The 16,903-nt window shown below is 33.5% G+C and carries 17 protein-coding genes and 1 tRNA gene; 10 read left to right on the forward strand and 8 right to left on the reverse strand.

All coding sequences use genetic code 11. From position 1 onward, the window contains the following. Positions 1-53: 53 nt before the first annotated feature. Positions 54-127, reverse strand: a tRNA-Met gene (locus tag Q1A60_RS05995). Positions 128-294: 167 nt separating this feature from the next. Here Q1A60_RS05995 and Q1A60_RS06000 point away from each other — a divergent pair. Both Q1A60_RS06000 and Q1A60_RS06005 read left to right on the forward strand, forming a co-directional pair. Further along, entirely contained in the window at positions 295-687 is a 393-nt protein-coding gene (locus tag Q1A60_RS06000) for an START-like domain-containing protein (protein ID WP_299765119.1), read from the forward strand. A 55-nt stretch (positions 688-742) separates the two neighbouring features. After that, entirely contained in the window at positions 743-1,588 is an 846-nt protein-coding gene (locus Q1A60_RS06005; RefSeq protein ID WP_299765117.1) for an aminotransferase class IV, read from the forward strand. On the opposite strand, the gene Q1A60_RS06010 is transcribed toward Q1A60_RS06005, so the two are convergent. After that, a complete protein-coding gene (locus Q1A60_RS06010; protein ID WP_299765115.1) occupies positions 1,585-2,178 on the reverse strand; it encodes a YqgE/AlgH family protein in 594 nt (197 codons plus the stop codon). The genes Q1A60_RS06005 and Q1A60_RS06010 overlap by 4 nt on opposite strands. 340 nt (positions 2,179-2,518) lie before the next feature. Here Q1A60_RS06010 and Q1A60_RS06015 point away from each other — a divergent pair, with 340 nt between their 5' ends. Further along, complete coding sequence (locus Q1A60_RS06015; protein WP_299765113.1) at positions 2,519-3,319, forward strand: TIGR00266 family protein; 801 nt, start codon at positions 2,519-2,521, stop codon at positions 3,317-3,319. A 171-nt stretch (positions 3,320-3,490) separates the two neighbouring features. Continuing rightward, entirely contained in the window at positions 3,491-3,688 is a 198-nt protein-coding gene (locus Q1A60_RS06020; protein ID WP_299765111.1) for a hypothetical protein, read from the forward strand. Positions 3,689-3,738: 50 nt separating this feature from the next. On the opposite strand, the gene Q1A60_RS06025 is transcribed toward Q1A60_RS06020, so the two are convergent. Next, positions 3,739-4,680, reverse strand: coding sequence for a LysR substrate-binding domain-containing protein (locus Q1A60_RS06025; protein ID WP_299765109.1), 942 nt, complete (start codon positions 4,678-4,680; stop codon positions 3,739-3,741). Positions 4,681-4,856: 176 nt separating this feature from the next. Then, entirely contained in the window at positions 4,857-5,273 is a 417-nt protein-coding gene (locus tag Q1A60_RS06030; RefSeq protein WP_299765107.1) for a DUF2141 domain-containing protein, read from the reverse strand. Between the two features lie 279 nt (positions 5,274-5,552). Between Q1A60_RS06030 and Q1A60_RS06035 the strand changes: the two genes are divergently transcribed. The 5 genes from Q1A60_RS06035 (at position 5,553) to Q1A60_RS06055 (ending at position 11,919) form a co-directional block, all read left to right on the forward strand. Continuing rightward, positions 5,553-6,944 (forward strand): tetratricopeptide repeat protein, encoded by a 1,392-nt coding sequence (locus Q1A60_RS06035; protein WP_299765105.1) that lies wholly within the window; start codon positions 5,553-5,555, stop codon positions 6,942-6,944. A 77-nt stretch (positions 6,945-7,021) separates the two neighbouring features. After that, a complete protein-coding gene (locus Q1A60_RS06040; RefSeq protein ID WP_299765103.1) occupies positions 7,022-7,996 on the forward strand; it encodes a DUF368 domain-containing protein in 975 nt (324 codons plus the stop codon). Further along, on the forward strand, positions 7,986-9,005 hold the full coding sequence (locus tag Q1A60_RS06045) for a DUF368 domain-containing protein (RefSeq protein ID WP_299765101.1): 1,020 nt from the start codon (positions 7,986-7,988) through the stop codon (positions 9,003-9,005). The genes Q1A60_RS06040 and Q1A60_RS06045 overlap by 11 nt, the downstream gene beginning before the upstream one ends. Next, positions 8,998-9,747 carry a shikimate dehydrogenase gene (locus tag Q1A60_RS06050; RefSeq protein WP_299765099.1) on the forward strand — a complete coding sequence of 250 codons (750 nt, stop codon included), beginning with the start codon at positions 8,998-9,000 and terminating at the stop codon, positions 9,745-9,747. Before Q1A60_RS06045 ends, Q1A60_RS06050 begins: the two co-directional genes overlap by 8 nt. Before the next feature lie 114 nt (positions 9,748-9,861). Continuing rightward, positions 9,862-11,919 (forward strand): DUF349 domain-containing protein, encoded by a 2,058-nt coding sequence (locus tag Q1A60_RS06055; protein WP_299765097.1) that lies wholly within the window; start codon positions 9,862-9,864, stop codon positions 11,917-11,919. A 132-nt stretch (positions 11,920-12,051) separates the two neighbouring features. Here the strand turns inward: Q1A60_RS06055 and Q1A60_RS06060 are convergent, their stop codons facing one another. From Q1A60_RS06060 to Q1A60_RS06070, 3 genes are all read right to left on the reverse strand, one after another. After that, positions 12,052-12,429: a LysM peptidoglycan-binding domain-containing protein gene (locus Q1A60_RS06060; protein ID WP_299765095.1), complete on the reverse strand. Its 378-nt coding sequence runs from the start codon at positions 12,427-12,429 to the stop codon at positions 12,052-12,054. Between the two features lie 180 nt (positions 12,430-12,609). Further along, positions 12,610-13,413, reverse strand: coding sequence for a head GIN domain-containing protein (locus tag Q1A60_RS06065; protein WP_299765093.1), 804 nt, complete (start codon positions 13,411-13,413; stop codon positions 12,610-12,612). Then, positions 13,410-14,507, reverse strand: coding sequence for an acyloxyacyl hydrolase (locus Q1A60_RS06070; protein ID WP_299765091.1), 1,098 nt, complete (start codon positions 14,505-14,507; stop codon positions 13,410-13,412). The genes Q1A60_RS06065 and Q1A60_RS06070 overlap by 4 nt, the downstream gene beginning before the upstream one ends. A 226-nt stretch (positions 14,508-14,733) precedes the next feature. Between Q1A60_RS06070 and Q1A60_RS06075 the strand changes: the two genes are divergently transcribed. Then, complete coding sequence (locus Q1A60_RS06075; RefSeq protein WP_299765089.1) at positions 14,734-16,116, forward strand: CotH kinase family protein; 1,383 nt, start codon at positions 14,734-14,736, stop codon at positions 16,114-16,116. A gap of 55 nt (positions 16,117-16,171) precedes the next feature. Here Q1A60_RS06075 and Q1A60_RS06080 read toward each other — a convergent pair whose 3' ends face one another. Beyond that, the gene (locus Q1A60_RS06080; RefSeq protein ID WP_299765087.1) at positions 16,172-16,831 is read right to left on the reverse strand and encodes a CPBP family intramembrane glutamic endopeptidase; all 660 of its coding nucleotides are present in this window, start codon (positions 16,829-16,831) and stop codon (positions 16,172-16,174) included. Positions 16,832-16,903: the final 72 nt, after the last annotated feature.

Here is a 16,903-nt window from a genome sequence, read left to right on the forward strand (position 1 = left end):
TAGGAGAATAAAAAAAGACAATTACAAATAAATGTAACTGTCTGATTTTTAAGTAGCGAGAACGAGAATTGAACTCGTGACCTCCGGGTTATGAATCCGACGCTCTAACCAACTGAGCTACCTCGCCATGATATGCTTTTTGAGATACTATGATATAGACTATCCCGTAAGCGGATGCAAATATAAAAACAATTCATCTTACTACAAACACATATTTTAAAATAAAATCAAAACTATTTTTTTGTTCTCGCGATTTCTTTCAATATATTGGGCTATACTAACAACAACAAACCTATGAGCGATAAAATTAAATATGAAATGGAGTTTGTGATTCGCGCATCACCAAATCTATTATACCAATATATGGCAACACCTTCAGGGATGAGTGAGTGGTTTGCTGATAACGTAAATTCTCGTGGTGAATTATACACCTTTATATGGGATGGCACCGAAGAACAAGCTAAACTAGTCAATAAGAAAAGTAATGAACGTATTAGATTCAGGTGGCTAGAAGATGAAGAAGATGGAGAAGACTACTATTTTGAACTCCGCATTCAAGTAGATGAAATCACAAAAGATGTATCTCTTATTATTACAGATTATGCAGAAGATGATGAAGTAGAGGAAGGGAAGATGTTTTGGGAAAATCAAATTTCAGAATTAAAACATGTGATAGGGTCTGTTTAAATCCTATGCTAAATAGTATATTTGTCCCGCCCTTAAAAGAGAGGCGGGATTTTTTATGATTAATGATAACGGAACCTTAGTCCAAAGCAAAGAAACACATCTTAGTCCTATGAATAGAGGACTGTTATATGGAGATGGAGTTTTTGAAACCCTAAAAGTAGTAAACTCCAAAATACTGTTTTGGGAAGATCATTATTTTAGATTGATGGCATCTATGCGTATCCTGCGTATGGAGATTCCAATGGAGTTTACTCCAGAATATCTTGAAAAACAATTACTAGACACTATAAATGCATGTGGCTTATCTGATGCACCTGCGCGCATTAGAATAACGGTCTATCGTAAAGATGGTGGGACGTATTTGCCTGAGCATAGAGGTGTAGGGTATTATATATATGCCAAAGAAATTTCAACTCCATTTTATACGCTTTCGGATGCACCTTACGAGGTCGAGTTATATAAAGATCATTATGTGAATGCTGATATCTTATCTACCCTTAAAACAACGAATAAAGTGCTTCATGTAACGGGAAGTATTTTTGCAGAAGAAAATGGATATGATAATTGCTTATTGCTTAATAATAAAAAGAATATTGTAGAAGCATTACAAGGAAATTTATTTCTAGTAAAAGGAACACATATCAAGACACCTCCACTAGAAGATGGTTGTCTCCGTGGAATTATTCGTAAACAATTATTAACAATACTTCCTTTACTAGAAGAGTATACGTTTGAGGAAGCTTCTATATCTCCTTTTGAGTTACAAAAAGCTGATGAACTCTTTATCACAAATGCGATAAAAGGAATTCAACCTATAACAAAGTATAGAAAGAAAGTCTATACATCAGAAGTTGCTAGTGTACTATTACAAAAATTGAACGTAAAAGCTAGATTAGGTTAGTTGTAGTGAGGATGCTCAGGAGAATTTGACCATATAAGATAATCTCCACCTAATTCTATGATCTTTTCTCTCCAAAGTTTTTGACAACACTTGGTAAGTATATTTTCTTTATAATTATTTTCAACCACAACCCAAGATTTTTCGAGTAGCTCTTGATTAAGTTGTTCTGAATCCCATCCAGTATACCCTAAGAAAAATTGAATTTCTTCAGTTTTTATTTTATTTTCTTCTATAAGTTTGATCACTACATCAAAATCGCCGCCCCAAAAGATTCCAGAAGCTATTTCTGTACTATCTTTTATAAGATCAGGAACCGTATGTATAAAATAAATATTGTCTTGTTCTACAGGTCCTCCGTTAAAAATGGGCAAATCACTATGTGTAAGAAACGGAATAAAATCTTTAAGTTTCTGTTCGAGAGGTTTGTTCATTATAAAACCCACAGTGCCATGATCATTATGATCGGCAAGTAAGATAACGGATCTATTAAATGACACATCACCTATAATAGATGGTTCTGCGATTAATAAATACCCTTTATTTGGAGGTAGTTTCATGGCATTTTTAATTACATAAATAAACCTAGTCATTTTTTTTACCATATCAAAATAAAGTGACTTATGTTTAATGTTATCTTTTTTTGTTTCAGGCATTTAAATATATATATTCCTAGGTTTATTTTGAAATAAATACTTTTGAGTGAAGTAAACGACTGTTTTATAGGGACTTATTTTTTATTGATTCTATTCTACAGCTTTGATTTATAGAAAATATCTTTGTTTTTGATTTTAAATATTTGTTAAACAAGTTTTTATAACTAAAAATCATTATTAGAGTTTCCAGTGGTTTTTTAATTATTTAGAAAAACACTGTAACAAAACACTCACTTCATTTACTTATGATATACTATTTATTATTTATACAAACACGATGAAAGCACACGAAATAGATTACGAGATTATTGGAGAAGAAATGCAATATGTAGAGATAGAGTTAGATCCACAAGAAGGAGTGATTGCAGAAGCTGGGAGTTTTATGATGATGGAAGAAGGAATTAGAATGGACACTATATTTGGCGATGGTTCTCAGAAAGATAACTCGGTATTAAGAAAAATTTTTGGAGCAGGTAAACGATTACTCACAGGAGAAAGTCTTTTTATGACTGCTTTTTATAATGATGTAGTAGGAAAGAAGAAGGTAAGTTTTGCGTCTCCATACCCAGGGAAAATAATACCTATTGATCTTGCAGACATAGGAGGGAAGTTTATCTGTCAAAAAGATGCATTTCTTTGTGCAGCCAAGGGAGTTTCTGTAGGTATTGAATTTTCTAAAAAATTAGGAAGAGGTCTTTTTGGAGGAGAGGGATTTATTATGCAAAAACTTGAAGGTGATGGCGTCGCTTTTGTACATGCTGGCGGTACTACATTAAAGCGAGAGCTAGCTCCTGGCGAAAAACTAAAAGTTGATACGGGATGTATTATTGGTTTTGACCATACCGTAAACTATGATATTGAATTTGTAGGAGGGATTAAAAATACCATTTTTGGAGGTGAAGGATTATTTTTTGCAACCTTATCTGGTCCAGGTACTGTATATATTCAATCATTACCATTTAGCAGATTAGCAAATAGAGTACTTGCATTGGCACCTTCAGGAGGAGGAAAGTCTAGAGGAGAAGGTTCTATCTTAGGAGGAATAGGAGATTTATTAGACGGCGATAATAGCTTTTAGTAAGTGTCTGTAAACGAATAAAATATATTTTAACACGATCAAAAATTGTTGTTAAAGTGTAAGGATTGGTTTAAAAAGTAGAACAAAAGGTGTATATTTAAGATATAATAAAAATACCTGCCTATACAGAAAACTACTTTTATTAGATCTAACCTAAACCTAATTTCGAATATGGCGAGAGCAATGTTTGAATACACAAAAACTATCCTTAACAAGGTGAGTTTTGACAGTGTATTATTTTGTAAAGAGCTACAAAAAGCAGTTAAACGATTACTTCCTTATGAAATTGAGGAACTTCGTATTTGGATCGACATCCTTGTAAAGGAGAAGCCAAATCTTAATCAATGTCTCATTTATTTAAACCCATAAAAAAGAGCCTTGGAAACAAGGCTCTTTTTAGTTGTGCAATGTTCTTTTAATCATTTATGATTAATAGGACTAATGATTTGAACATTCTGAAATGCAATGGCTCCTTTTACAACACTGGCGATTGTAGTACGTAAGGCTTCTATAATTTGCATTTTGAGTTCACTTCTATGATAAATAAGACTCACCTCTCTAGCGGGTGATGGTTCCTTAAAATTCTTTAAGGAGTCTATGTCTTTTCCTTTATAATCTATAGTATGTAAATAAGGTAATAACGTCATTCCTAAATCTTCATTGGCAAGTTTTACTAAAGTTTCAAAACTACCACTCTCTAACGAAAAATGATCATCTTCTTGATTGCCCACTGCTTTGCATAAATTAATAACGCCATCTCTAAAACAATGTCCATCTTCTAGTAATAACATATCTGTTAAATCTAAATCTGAAACTTCTAAGCTCTTCTTTTTAGCTAAACGATGGTTTTGTGTGACATAGGCAATAAAGGGTTCGTAATACAAAGGACGTTCCTTAATATTTTCATTTTCCAAAGGTGTAGCAGCAATAGCAGCATCTAAATGTCCTTCTTCAAGTTTTTCTATAATAGTCTCTGTATTTAACTCCTCTATCTTAAGTTTTACTTTTGGATACTTATTAATAAAGTTACGTAAGAACATAGGTAATAGTGTAGGCATAATTGTAGGGATAATACCCAACTTGAATTCTCCTCCTATAAATCCTTTTTCTTGATCGACAATATCAGAAATGCGATTTGCTTCATTTACGATATTTTTTGCCTGGATAACTATTTTGGTTCCTATCTCCGTAAGTTCAATAGGTTTTTTTGTGCGATCAAAAATTAAAACATCAAGTTCTTCTTCTATCTTTTGTATTTGCATACTTAAGGTAGGTTGTGTCACAAATGTTTTTTCAGCTGCTTTTGTAAAGTTTTTATGCTCTGCAACAGCGAGTACATATTTTAATTGAGTAATAGTCATAAGATGGTATCTAGATCGTTGCAAAAATACAAAGCTATTAGCAAAAACTATACATATAAGAAAACAATTAGTTTTTCTTATATGTAAATACGCTCTTATGCCTATCAGTATAACGCATTAAAAAAGGCTTCATAATTATATGAAGCCTTTTTTAATGCTATATACTATTGTAGTGATTACATGTTTATTTTGATGGTAATATCTTTATCTTCTACTGTAAATTTAGCATCTCCCCAGTTTGGAGGTCCAAAACCAGCACCTGCACCAGAAACTCCATAAGGCTCTTTAGGCATCCCGCTTGGTTCAAAATCCATACGTCCATTTGAATTAAAATCGTGTAGGGTGATAATTCCATAAGTTCCTGGTTGAACGTTTTCAAATGTTAATGTAACCGATTTGTTTTCAGGAGTCGTTTCGGCAGCATCTAATGGTGCCGCTTTCATAAATGTTGCTTCGTCATATAACGCAGCAGATACTTTTCCATCATTATTTAAAAGGTTTGGAATTTCAATAGTAACGGTAACACCTTTATTTTCTTGAGCGAATGTTAAGGTTGAGAATAAAAATGCGATTAAGTAGATACAAGTTTTCATAATGTGTTGTTTTTATAGTGTTAATTTTGATTGACAGGGTAAAAGTATGTGTACGCTTTCGCGAAAGCGAACAAAACCTTCTGAACTGTCAAAAATTAGGATTGAACTGTAGTAGTACCCTTATTTCTGCCAAAAACTGAAATCTGCTGCCGTCTGTTCGCATTTTTTCCTTTCGGCTTGATTGTTGAATGTTCATTACTATGTTGACAACTCTTAGTATGAAGAATAGCATAACACTAAAACATTGTTAAATTTATACTAATACATAAATGAATGTGTATGAACTATAATCCAGAAGAAGAAAATAACCTTTCCCTTACGCGTTTTGAGTCTATGTTGAAGACGAATAACGTTTCGTTTTTTGACTCTGAAGAGTTTGAAAGTATAACAAATTACTATATAGAAGAAGGTAAAATAGCTTTGGCTAGGAAAGCTGTAAAATTGGGATTAGAACAACACCCAACTTCCATAAACCTTAGGTTATACAAGGCAGAGATTTTTATTTTTGAAAATAAATTTGAAGAAGCTAATGTCATTTTAAATGAACTCTATGAATTAGAGCCTAAAAATGAAGAGATTTATATTCAAAAAGCAAACATATATAGTAAACAAGATAAGCATCAAGAGGCCATTAACTTATTAGAAATGGCAATAGACCTTACTGAAGATCCTTCAGATGTGTATTCTTTGATTGGCATGGAATACCTCTTTATAGATGATTTTCAGAATGCGAAGTATAACTTTATGAAGTGTCTTGAAATAGATGATACAGACTATAGTGCGCTTTATAATATTATTTATTGTTTTGATTTTCTAGAGCAACGCGAAGAAGCTATAGAATATCTAAATATGTTTTTAAACAAAAACCCATATTGTGAAGTCGCTTGGCATCAAGTGGGAAAACAATACTTTGATTTAAAACACTATGAAAAAGCACTTTCTGCATTTGATTTTGCAGTGATCAGTGATGATCGTTTTATTGGTGCATATCTAGAAAAAGGAAAAGTACTTGAAAAGCTTGGAAGATACCATGAAGCGCTTGAAAACTATCAAATTACATTAGAGCTTGATGATCCTACTTCATTTGCGTTATTACGTATGGGGAAGTGCTATGACCAGTTAGGAAATGATGAATTGGCCATCAAACATTACAAAAGATGTGTGCATGAGGATCCGCTATTAGATAATGGCTGGATTGCCATTACAGATTATTACGCAAAAAGGTTAGATTTCCAAAAAGCGCTTTACTATATAAATAAAGCCATTCATATTGATTCTGAAAATGTATTGTATTGGAAACGATATGCAAGAATTAATCACCGCTTAAAGTTTTATGAAGAAGCAGAGCACGGATATAGACGTACATTAGAGCTTGGTAATTATGAGTTAGAGACTTGGCTTACGCATGCAGATATATTGCTATACTTAGAAGAAACAGATGCCGCTATCACCATTCTTTCACAAGCATTAGAGTTTTATCCTGAAAATGTAGAAATTATGTTTCGTTTATCTGGATTGAATTATACAAAAGGGGATGATATTCAAGGACGTTTTTTCCTTAAAACAGCCTTAATGATAGATCCAGATTTTTCTATTATACTAGAAGAATTGTTCCCATATGCACATTCTAAAAAAGAGGTAAAAGAACTATTAGCCAAATATAACGTCTAAAGATGTTGTTATTTTTTGGGTTTCTGTAGGTCTTCTTAATCAAACCTACTATTTTAGCATATACTAACTATATGCTGATGTCAAAATCTATATTCTCTTACTTTATAATACTTTTAAAAGGAATGGCAATGGGCGCTGCCGATGTAGTGCCGGGAGTTTCAGGAGGAACCATTGCGTTTATATCAGGTATTTATCAAGAACTTATAGAAACTATAGATAGACTAGATTTTGGGATTATTAAAGTATGGAAGAAGGAAGGTTTTAAAAAAATGTTCATTCATTATAACCTTGGCTTTCTGGTTAGTTTATTCTTAGGCGTATTTATTAGTATTTTATCACTCGCCAATTTAATTTCTTATTTATTAGAAAATCACCCTGTGATTGTATGGTCCTTTTTCTTTGGGCTTGTGGTTGCAAGTATTATCTATATAGGAAAGCAAATTAAAAAGTGGAGTCCTATAATTATTATAACAGCTATTATAGGTGTCGCTGTTGCGTATTATATTACTATAGCCACACCAGCTCAGGCTCCAGATGCACTATACTTTTTCTTTCTATCAGGATGTATCGCTATTATAGCGATGATCTTGCCAGGGGTTTCAGGATCATTTATTCTTGTGTTATTAGGCTCTTATGGTATTGTATTATCTTCATTGACAGATTTTATAGATGGGGTTACTTCTGGTAATTGGGAAGTTGTTAAAACAAGCTTTTTAAAAGTACTGCTTTTTATTATTGGCTGTGTGATTGGCTTAAAGCTTTTTTCGAAAGCATTAAAATGGATGTTTGCTCATAAACAAGAGATTACCTCAGCCATACTAACGGGCTTTATGATAGGATCGCTCAATAAAATATGGCCATGGAAAAATGTGCTTTCTACGAGGACAGATAGACATGGTGATGAAGTGCCTTTATTAGAAAAAAGTGTGTTACCTTCTTCTTTTGAAGGTGAACCCTTAGTGATGTATGCTATTGTTTTTTCAATTATAGGGTTTTTAGCAATATTCTTACTTGAACGATTAGCTGTACGAAAAAAAATAAATGCAAACTAAAACACGCACTTTTGTTGATAAAATCTGGCTTATCCTTAAAGGGTTAGCAATGGGAGCGGCCAATAAAGTACCAGGTGTTTCAGGAGGAGTTGTTGCGTTTGTAGCTGGTTTTTATGAAGAATTTATAGCTTCTCTTCAAAAATTTAATGGAAAAGCATTGCGATTATTGCTCAATGGCCGGTTTAAAAGTTTCTGGGCATATGTTAATGGTAAATTTTTAGGTTTGCTTATTCTTGGGATGCTAATCAGTTACTTTAGTGTCTCTTTGCTTTTGGATGTTGCATTACAGCATTATCCTTTATTGGTTTGGAGCGCTTTTTTTGGAATGATTATAGGTTCCATTTATTATATAGGGAAGGATTTTGAAAATTGGAATAGACAAATCGTACTGTATACAATATTGGGAGTAATAGGAGGAGTGAGTATAAGTCTTTTAGAACCAGCACAAGAGAATGATCATTTAGTATTTGTTTTCTTTTGTGGTATTATAGGGGTTTCGGGTATGACACTTCCTGGCTTATCAGGGTCGTTTATTTTGATCCTATTAGGCAACTATGTGTTATTATTGGTCGACTCTGTTAATGCTTTATATACGACCTTATTAGATATTGTTACGTTAGATTTTAGTTTTACTGACGATCCTGAGCAAATGCGATTGCTAAAAGTATTACTTGTTTTTGCAGCAGGCTCTCTTACAGGATTAATAACTCTTTCTCACTTTTTGGGGTATTTGCTAAAGAAATTTAAGAATAACACAAATGCTACTATCTTAGGATTTATTGCAGGCTCATTAGGAGTTGTCTGGCCTTGGAAGAAAGAAGTCTACAAGATGATTGATGGTAATGTCCTATTGGATATTAATGGCAATCCTATTTTAGATAATTACAATCGCTTCTTTCCATCAGAAGTTACCTTAGAAAATACATTAGCTATATTCTTTATTGGAGTTGGTATATTACTGGTGGTCGCATTAGGGAAGTATGGAGATAAAACTAGAGCACATGGGTAGTTATGGACTTATAGGTAAGAATATATCCTATTCTTTTTCTAGACGTTATTTTGCTTCAAAATTTGAAAAGGAAAATATAGCTAATGCCAGTTATGTAAACTTTGATAGCCAGACGATAAAAGAGGTTGAGGAACACCTTTCTAATACTGCTATTCAAGGTTTTAATGTAACGATTCCTTATAAAGAAGAAATCATACCCTATCTTGATTATGTAGATGTGAATGCGCATAGCATAGGAGCTGTAAACACTATAAAACGTACTGATTCTGGAAAACTAATAGGATACAATACAGACTACATAGGATTTAAACAATCGTTTTTAGAATATTGTGGAGATTTCTTTTCTAACACCTCTAGAACTAAAAAAGCGCTAATACTTGGTACAGGAGGCGCTTCAAAAGGAGTGATCTATGCATTACAACAACTAGGAGTTCATTGTACATATGTATCTAGAAATACATCGGAAAATATATTGTCATACACTAATTTGTCTGAAGCGGTACTACGTGAGCATACACTTATTGTAAATTGTACACCTTTAGGTACGTCACCAGATATAGATGCGTTTCCTGATATCCCATATGAGTACGTAAATGAATCTCATATTCTTTATGACCTTATCTATAATCCAGAAAAAACACGGTTTTTAGAAAAAGGAGAACGTCGTGGAGCTACTATCATTTCAGGATTACGTATGCTAGAATTACAGGCAGAAGCCTCTTGGGAAATTTGGCAAGAGTAACTCTCTTTTCTAGTTTTTTAACAGATATTCCTATAATCCTTATAGGATATTATAATTATATGAGCGGTATTAGTATCTTTAGCTCTTTAAAGATGAACCTTAACATTGAAACAAATGTCAGAAGAAAAACAATCTCAAGAAACCGAAGGGAAAATTAATGATGCTGAATCTGTAGAAGAGACGACACCTCAACCAGAAAAAGGTATTGAAGAAGAAATCGAAGCATTAGCAGCAGAAGCAGAAGCCACTGAACTGCCTACAGAAGAAACTGTAGAGGCCGAAATAGACAAAGACGAAGTCACAGAGGCTACTGTGGTAGAAGAAAAAGAAGCTGAAAAACCGGAAGTTGAAAGCGAAACAGCAGTAGAAGTGCCAGCAACAACAGAAGAAGAAGTTTCTAGCAAAGAGATTGTACATGAACCAAAAGAGATTCCTAAAAAAGAATATACTACTTTAACGAATGAAGAATTATTAGAAGAGTTTAAAACATTACTCGCTAATGAGAAGGTGCAGCTGATCAAAGATCATGTAGATGGTATCAAAAATGCTATCGATGCTAAATTTAATGAAGAACAAGAAGTCGCAAAGGCAGCATTTATAGAAGAAGGCGGAAACCTTATTGATTTTAGATATTTTTCTCCACTTAAGAAAGATTTTAATGAGACGTATTATGCGTATCGTCATAAACGTGCAGGCTATTATCAAAATAAGCAAAAAGATCAAAAAGCGAATCTAGCATATAGACAAGAGCTCATAGAAGAAGTAAAGAAGCTTAGAGAAGAACTGGGAGGTGTTGAGAGCATACAGTCTACATTCAATAAGTTTAAAGACATTCAGGAACGTTGGCATAATGCAGGAGATATCCCTAGAGATCGTTACAATTTAGTTTGGAATAATTATTATCATCATATTGATAATTTTTACGAACTTTTACATTTAAATAGAGAGTTTAGAGATAAACACTTTCAAGATAACTTAGCAAAAAAGTTACAACTCATAGAGCGAGCAGAAGAATTAGCTTCAGAACCTAAAGTAAGTAAGGCATTTAAAGAACTTCAGCTACTACACCGTATGTGGAAAGAGGAAATAGGCCCTGTAGCAAAGGAGTATAGTGATGAAATATGGGATAAGTTTAGTGCTGCTACTAAGAAAATACATGATGCTAGAGATGCACAACAAAAAGAAATAGAAGCATCGTGGGGTCAAAATTTAGAGGTTAAACGTGCAATCATTGAAAAATTAGAAGTGATTAAGTCTAAGGATGTGGTTTCTCATCAAGATGTACAAACAAAAGTAAAAGAAGTTGAGACTTTACGAGAAGCATTCTTTAAATCTGGACGTGTACCTACAGATGTAAATGAAGAAGTATGGTCTACATTTAAAAATGTAGTACGAGAATTTAACCATAAAAAGAACGCATTCTATAAGTCTCAGAAAAAAGAACAGTTTGAAAATCTAAATAAGAAACTAGAACTAATCAAGATTGCTGAAGACAATAAGGATAATGATGATTTTTCTACCACGATAGACCTTATGAAGAAAATACAGTCCGATTGGAAGAAGATTGGACATGTACCAAGAAAAGATAGTGATAAGATCTGGAAACAGTTTAAAAATGCCTGTAATCACTTCTTTGATCGTTTGCATGATTCAAAGAAAAAAGCAAATGCTGGAGAAGAAGAAGCTTATGTGAAGAAAGAAGCATTACTGAAAACGGTAAAAGGATTAAAGCTAGAAGGAAATCACCAAGAAAACTTAGCCTTGATTAAAGAGCATATTTCAAATTGGAAAACAATAGGTAGAGTTCCTTATAGTAAACGAAAGATAGACGATCTTTTTAATAAAGAATTAGATACTCTTTTTGGTCAATTAGATATTGATAAAAAAGAATCTGAAATGATTCGATATGAAAATCGTATGCAATCTATGGTAGGGGATAATGATACAAGTGCCCTAGAAAAAGAACGATTTTTTATTACCAAAAAAATACAAGAGGTTAAGGCAGAAATTAATCAATTGGAAAATAATTTAGGATTTTTTCAACATGTTGCAGATGATAATCCACTAGTGAAAGAAGTGCATAATAATATCAATAAACACAAAGAGTCACTGGCAGTTTGGACTTCAAAACTAAGAAAAGTGAAACAAATGATATCAGAAATCAATAGCTAAACTTTTAATTTAGATAAATAGTTTTAAGTGTCTGATTAAATTAATATTAAGTTATATTTTTAGATAAGACTAAAAAATAAAAAATCCCCAATTAGGGGATTTTTTATTTCAAAAAAGAATGTAATTTCTTAATTATAAATGTGGGATAATTAATTCTTGATCTGGATGAATTACATCTGGATTTTTAAGAATATCGGTATTTGCTTCAAAGATTTTTGTGTACTTCATTGCATCTCCATAATAGTGTTTTGCGATCTTTCCTAACGTATCTCCACTTGCCACTGTATGACGCGCATAAACAGTCGTATCTTCAACTTTAATATCTGCTACGATATCTGCAGGGTTTTCTCCTCCAGCTTCTTTAATAGCATCCCATAGTTGATTTTTATGATATTGATTTACTGCTGTTCCATTAATGTGTAAAACACCATTTTCTTCCTTTACATCACCATCCTTTACACCTAGCTTTTCTCCTAAGTCAAGAACTCCTTGATATTTTGCTTTTACCATGATTGTTTGAATTTTAAATATTAATACTCGTAAATATACAAATACCCATTATAAATTAACAGTAATACATAGGGTGAATTACAAGTTTTATCGATAAAAAGTTGTTTTAGAACGCTATATCGCACTCTTTTCTTAAAAGATAGCCATGGAGCAACATAATTTTAAATGAATATTTTAGTACTATTCAAACAGTAATCTTCCTGTAAATAACTCTGCTACATTAACAATTGGAGGTTCATTTTTTGCTATTACATCACCAGTAGCTCTTATCTCACCAGTAATACTCGCTTGTGGATTTACGATCATTGGTGCAGCTCCTACATGTCTTACAACAACATCTTGTGCTATTAGATCTTCTCCATACAACGTAGGAAACTCATCAGAAAAGTTGATACTTAGGTCTTCGGTAGTTCCTGAAATATGAAAATCACTCATTCCGTTTGCGACAATTACAATTCTTTCTGATTGAAAGTCTAAAAAGAAATCACCTGTTTTATTGGGACTATCTAGTCCTGGAGTCGTAACACTTTCTAAGAGTACATTAGGAAATTCAAGTGTTCCATTACTTCGTATCTCATAGGTAGCACTATTTTTTATAAACGTTAAGTTAGGCACTGTGATGCGTACTAAGGTGCGACCAAAATCTCTAAATAGATTGCATCCATTTTTATTTTGCATGATAAACGTGTCATCTTCCACTTTAAATACAAGATCATTAAATAGATTTTCTCTGGTTTCTACAATAATCTGTTGTGTCTCTCCCTGAGTGATCTCAAGGCGCATATCATTTTCAGTACGCACTTTATCAAAAAATGGTAATTCTATTGTTCTTGTAATGGCATCTCCATCTGTTTGAAGGCAATCTGTGGCATCTTCAGAGTCACAACTACAGATGAGTGTTAGTATGAGAAGGGAGGAAGTTAGTATACGCTTTCGCGAAAGCGTACCCAGTATCCATCCTTTTATGTTTAAAATATATTTCATAATCGATATCCTATTCCAAATTCAACAGCTTCTGCCTTGGCGCCATGTGCTTTTACAGTCACAGTTCCAAAGAAGTGATCGCCAAAATAGCGTTTAAGTCCAATCCTTTCATATATTCGGCCTTCAAAATCATAAGGGTAGTATACATAATACCCTAACTGACTGACAAAAGCAACGCGACCAAAACGGAGTTCGTGCCCTATAAAGACCCCAACACGTTTCCAGTCTTCATCTCCTTGTGTACCAAATTGTGGAAATGCAACCGCCTCAAATTCAATTTGTTCTTTTAAAAAGCGTGCAAAAAACACATCTACACCTGCTTGTAAGGTGCTTTTATAGGAAATACGTTTGTCTACAAATGCAGAAGCAACAAAAAAGGGATGCTGACCTAATCCGAGTCTGTCACTTTCATTTGCACCGCCTCTTATAGCAAAGTTAAACGTAATGGGTTCTTTGTATTTTTTGTTGTCTAAGGCGATATATGAAGGTATTTCCTGGTCTTTTGGAGTATACACAAGACCAATATTAGCCGCTAAAGTATTAAGACTAGAATTAGGTGCACGCACATTTCCATTAGAATAATGCGTGAGCGTGAGTCCGCCTTGTAGATGTATTTGATTGGTTAATGCTTGTTTGTAATTGAGTAGGAGGTAGGTAGCGCTTAACAGATGTGATCCAAAGGCATTGTTCTTTTTATTGGTTTCTATATCAAACGGATTGGTATTATATGCAATTCCCTGTCCTATCCTGAATTGTAATTTTCTGTTTAGAAAATAAAAAGAATAATGACCAAACAAACTATAGTTCTTCCCCACAAATTCATTTCCGAAGTCTTGGTATATAAAAGAGAATCCCCAATCTGGGTAATTGTATCGACGCTCCCATTCGTTTAGACCGTAGGTTTTGCGATTATAACTTAGAATAAGCCCTTTTGGATGCTCTGTGATAAGATGCGCAATATCTTTACTATGTGCTGCGATATTGCCATAAAAATACTGTACATCTACATCAAAAGGCTTTTTGATAGATTCTTGTGCATGTATAAAAAGGCTACTACATACAACAATCAATAGGGGAAGTACTCTTCTGAGCATAAATGGTGTTTATAAAAAGCGAAAATATAAAAATAGAAAGGTTTTTTAAGGATTGTATGTAAATTATAATATAGACGATATATATATGATCTATTTGTTACTATAAAACAATAGTATATCTTGCATTTCTAACTAATCCTATTTCTTTAATATGCTGTATACAATCAAAAATCGCGTATATCATAGGTGTGCCTTGGGCATATTGCTATTAAGTTGTTTGTTTTCAATGGGAATAAGTAATGCGCAGTCTGCATTACCTTCCATGGCAATAGATGATTCTTTATCGATTGCTGTAATCCATTCTAGTGTGCTTAAAGATCTGCGAGGGAATGTTGCGTTTTCTTACAAAAATGAAAAATACACGGTTGAGTTGTCTAAAGAGGGGGTAAATACCAATACAACGTACCATCTTATCAATTCAAAAGGGAAATCCTATACGTTATATATTATAAAACATCCGTTATTTCAATTTTATATTGATGATCCTATTATCAATGAACCAAAACGTATGGCAACTCTTACCTATACCGATAAAGATACTGTTCTACAAACGTATACGGGTATTGAGTTACGCGGTAGTAGTTCGTTGGTATTTCCAAAAAAAACCTATGATATTAATCTGCACACATCGGCAGATGGGACCTCTAATCAAGATCTCAAAATAGATACGATGCGTAGTGATGATGATTGGATTTTGGATGCGATTCATAACGAACCGCTTAGAATGCGGTCACATCTATCGTATCAACTATGGAAAGATATACATACCCCATATTACCTTGCAAAAGAACCAGGCGCCAAAGCCGGTGTAGAAACGCGTTATTGTGAGGTATTCATCAATGATCACTATAAGGGAATGTACTTGGTAAGCGAACAAGTGGATCGTAAATTACTCCAGCTTAAAAAGCAAAAAGGAGATACCACACGCGGCGAACTCTTTCAAGGTGCTCGATATCTTGGAGCGTCGTCTTTTGACTCTATTCCTCAGAAAAAGAATTACCTGCTCTCTTGGGGTGGTTATGATATAAAATATCCCGTACCTACAAATACCCCGTGGGATAATTTATATGAATTCACCGATTTTGTATTGCATAGTGATGATTCCGCTTTCGCGAAAGACATCTCGTCACGGTTCCAAATGGAGAATGTGATTGACTATTTCTTATTTATCAATGCTTTACGCGCACCAGATAATATGGGAAAGAATATTTATGTAGCACGTTATACCGAAGGCGAGCCTTACTTTTATGTTCCCTGGGATCTCGATGGTACATTTGGTACCATCTTTAACGGAAAACGAGTCTCAACCACAGATGATTTTCTTGCAAATGGTCTCCTACGGCGTTTAATTGCAGTCAATCCCGATAACTTTATACAGCGCTTTCAAAAACGATGGTTCGAACTTCGAAAAGGCATTTTTGAAACTACAGCATTACAACAGCGACAAACTGAAACCTATACCTCCCTTAAAAAAGATTTATTTTACGAACGCGAACAAAAACGATGGCCTGCCTTTATCTATGATGAGGAAGGATTAGAGTATATGCATGCTTGGACTGAAAAACGGTTACTGTTTTTGGATGAGTTTATAGGCAAGATGGGGGAATGATAGAAAGTGTTTTCTCTTGATTGTTACACAGTATACGTGTACCTCAGTAGTATTGTTACACCAATCCCAAATAAACACAAATTAATGCAATGGTGTCAAAAAAACCATGTACAGCAATAATAAACCACAAATCGTATTTACGCAAGTAGAATATTAAGGCTAATAGTGCTCCGACAGTCCCTGCAACAATTTGACCAGTAATTCCTTGGTAACTATGCATAAAACCAAAAAAGCTAGCAAGTAATACAATATTAAGAACAATACTGATGTTGCTTTCACCGAAGAATTTTACAAATTGACGCATAAAATAACCACGAAAGATGATTTCTTCTCCAAAACCCGCAGTAGCCCACACGACTAATAAAGCAATTAAACAGGCTGGAAGATTTCCTTTCAATTCATCAAAACTTGAATAATCTATAGGGACTCCCGTAAGTATTGTAATTCCAGGAACCAATATAAAGACATAAAAAACAAAGAGTCCTAAGGCAAGCAATGGAGCAAGTACGAAGATGTTTTTGGTTGTAAATTTTTCCCGTTGAAATCCAAGGGCTAAAAATGGTTTCCCTTTGTATTCTATATAATTCGCTATAATAATGATTATAGAAATAATGATATTTTCTATCATTATAGAGGGTGATTCAAACCATATAATGTAGATGATTGTAAAGGTGATTAATGGAATTAATACATTTTGTAAAGTGATTTTGTTCATCGTTTTTTGATTTTAAATTCTAAACGAAATAAGGAACAAAATCCCGCAAAACCTCTTTAAATAAGTTTGTTT

It is taken from the genome of uncultured Dokdonia sp., assembly GCF_947492535.1.
In the GTDB taxonomy this organism is placed as follows: Bacteria; Bacteroidota; Bacteroidia; order Flavobacteriales; family Flavobacteriaceae; genus Dokdonia.